This is a genomic window from Marinobacterium profundum (genome assembly GCF_001528745.1).
Lineage (GTDB): Bacteria > Pseudomonadota > Gammaproteobacteria > Pseudomonadales > Balneatricaceae > Marinobacterium_A > Marinobacterium_A profundum.
The window spans coordinates 1-2,196 of record NZ_BCNS01000044.1; the positions used below are offsets into that span (position 1 = coordinate 1).

The following is a 2,196-nucleotide window of genomic DNA, read 5'->3' on the forward strand; positions in this document are numbered from 1 at the left end:
AACGTTCATGCGTTTGCCCTGCCGAAAAGGTATTTAAATGCCGCTGGTGGCTACTGGCTGATTAGCTGCTTTTCTTTAATCAAGAGGTAGTCCCTGAGAAACTCTTCTAAAACTCCATCGGGGAAGGTATCGAAGTTACTATCCAATAGTTCTACTGCGACCATTTCGTACCGATCATAAAGTTCAGAGGGGGTGTCAACTTCGCTGGACAGTGCTTTAACAGCTTCTTCCAGGCGAACGGCGACCTCCGCCAGTGTGCGGATAGGCATGAGTGTTACCTCGGGTTGGTGATGGGGTGGGCGACTTCAGCTCAGATCAAGGGGAATTCGCGAAGGAGGTTCATCGAAATCCACGATATTTTCTACTATGCCGGCCATCAAGCGTGCTTGTATCATTGATACGTTGAATCAATTCGATGTCTGGCAGATTCCAGGCGCTGGCTATGTCAATGGCATCCGGAATGTAATCGTCATAGTTCGCGGTCTATCTTCTATTTCCTGTTAATTAGAAAGCCTGCTGCCAATAGAGCGACCACGAGAATCGCCCAGAGGACGGTGATGTGGGGCGTCAGCGTCATGAGTACCATGGCGAAGACGAATAGGCCGACTATAGGCGGACCGAAGAACAGGCAGAGCAGAACGGTGAGTACAGCGACGGTTGGAAGCATGGGAGGCGCTCCTGATTGACGAGGTTCTCGTGCGTTTGGGTCGGTTTATGGCCGGTCTTTTGGGCTTGCTGCGATAGCATTTTTAAAAATACTTCTATTTCATTGTGTTAGAAGGGGAGGGTGGGAGTGACCAATAGACTACCTCTCTCTCGGTCAGGGGTTATGCTTTGGTTTTGGCGCGTTTGGTTGATGCTTTTACTGGTTTTTCTGGAGAGTTTTCCTCCTCGTTGGTGGTCATTTGGTCGGTTGGGTCGATACCTGATTTTTCCAGGGCAGTGATTTTCTGAAGGAAGTTCTTGTCACAGCAGAGGCTGTAGATGTTTCGTTTGCCTGTCATGGGCGATATAAGGCCTTCGGCGAGAAGGGCGGCAAGGAGAAAGCCTGATGTGTTCAACGACTTTCCTCTGAACAGTTGGCGGAGAGGGACTGAAGTGATCGAGCCTCTCGGTAAACAGGCTTTCACGTCACTGTATGCAATCCATTCCTTGCTGAAGTGGCCGCTGCCAGAGCTGTGGGCTATAAGAAAGAGGATGTTGTCCTCATCATCTATACCGATGCAGTAGGACAGTTCTGAAGATCCCGTGAGGGTGGGACAGGATGCTTTTTGAATGACTCGAGGAGTGGAGAGGGTTGTCTGTAAGGTGTTGTCTTTAGGTTTCATGTTTTTTACCTGTTGTCTTGGATTTTTATTTTCATATAAGATGGTAGTATTTTCGAATTTTTAATGGGTCTGGAGGTTTATAAAATGAGTTCTAAAGTGTATATGCTTTTGGTTTGTGTTCTTTTAGGTGGGTGTACATCTACCTCGTTAAGTCGAGAGGATGAAAAGTCTTTTTATACTAGCCAGAGAAACTTGTTTGTTTCTGATTATTCGTTGCTTGATAATGAGAATAGGAGGAAAGTGATAAAGCTTTTTTCTCTGTACGAAGTGGCATTGAATTCGCCTAAATTTCTATATGCTTCAAAATTAGTTGAAGCAAATGGAGAGTTGTCCCTATTTAAATTGGATGAAAGTGTTAATCAAAGTAAGAGTATAATCTTAAATTTTAATAACCTTAGTTATTATATGAATGCGTCTGTGGGAAGTCGCTATCTTCACCCCAATGTGACTCCAACAGCTGAATTGATTAGAGCCTCCCTGAGGTGAATTTTATGTTTTTAGGCTTTTTCCATTCTGGAATTTCACTAATTGTGGCGTAACTGTATTTTATTGGCTATAAGAAATTCTCACTTAGAGTGCACACAGGGAGGCCGAAATAGAAGTCAAGGGTAAGCGAACGGCGATCACACCTTGTTAGCCGGCGCTTTCCAGTTGTGCGGAAGTAGCTCGCCGATTGCACTCGCCTTTTGGGTCGGTAGCCGGGTCAGCACATCTTTCAGATAGGCATAGGGTTCATGCCCATTCAACTTGGCGGACTGGATCAGGCTCATGATGGCGGCGGCACGCTGGCCACTGCGCAATGAGCCCGCGAACAACCAGTTTTTGCGCCCGAGCGCCCAAGGTCGCATCAGGTTTTCCACCCGACTGG

5 protein-coding genes are annotated in these 2,196 nt (G+C 46.6%); 1 reads left to right on the forward strand and 4 read right to left on the reverse strand.

The window, feature by feature from the left end; all coding sequences use genetic code 11:
* Positions 1–50 precede the first annotated feature (50 nt).
* From MPRO_RS02670 to MPRO_RS02675, 3 genes are all read right to left on the reverse strand, one after another.
* Complete coding sequence (locus MPRO_RS02670; RefSeq protein WP_067286618.1) at positions 51–269, reverse strand: hypothetical protein; 219 nt, start codon at positions 267–269, stop codon at positions 51–53.
* Positions 270–490: 221 nt separating this feature from the next.
* On the reverse strand, positions 491–667 hold the full coding sequence (locus MPRO_RS25660) for a hypothetical protein (protein ID WP_158651724.1): 177 nt from the start codon (positions 665–667) through the stop codon (positions 491–493).
* Between the two features lie 160 nt (positions 668–827).
* Positions 828–1,328: a hypothetical protein gene (locus MPRO_RS02675; RefSeq protein ID WP_067286619.1), complete on the reverse strand. Its 501-nt coding sequence runs from the start codon at positions 1,326–1,328 to the stop codon at positions 828–830.
* Between the two features lie 84 nt (positions 1,329–1,412).
* On the opposite strand from MPRO_RS02675, the gene MPRO_RS25665 reads away from it, so the two are divergent.
* On the forward strand, positions 1,413–1,814 hold the full coding sequence (locus MPRO_RS25665) for a hypothetical protein (RefSeq protein WP_158651725.1): 402 nt from the start codon (positions 1,413–1,415) through the stop codon (positions 1,812–1,814).
* Positions 1,815–1,951: 137 nt separating this feature from the next.
* Here the strand turns inward: MPRO_RS25665 and MPRO_RS02680 are convergent.
* Positions 1,952–2,196 (reverse strand): transposase domain-containing protein (locus tag MPRO_RS02680; protein WP_162492528.1); only part of this gene is annotated, 245 nt, incomplete at its 5' end.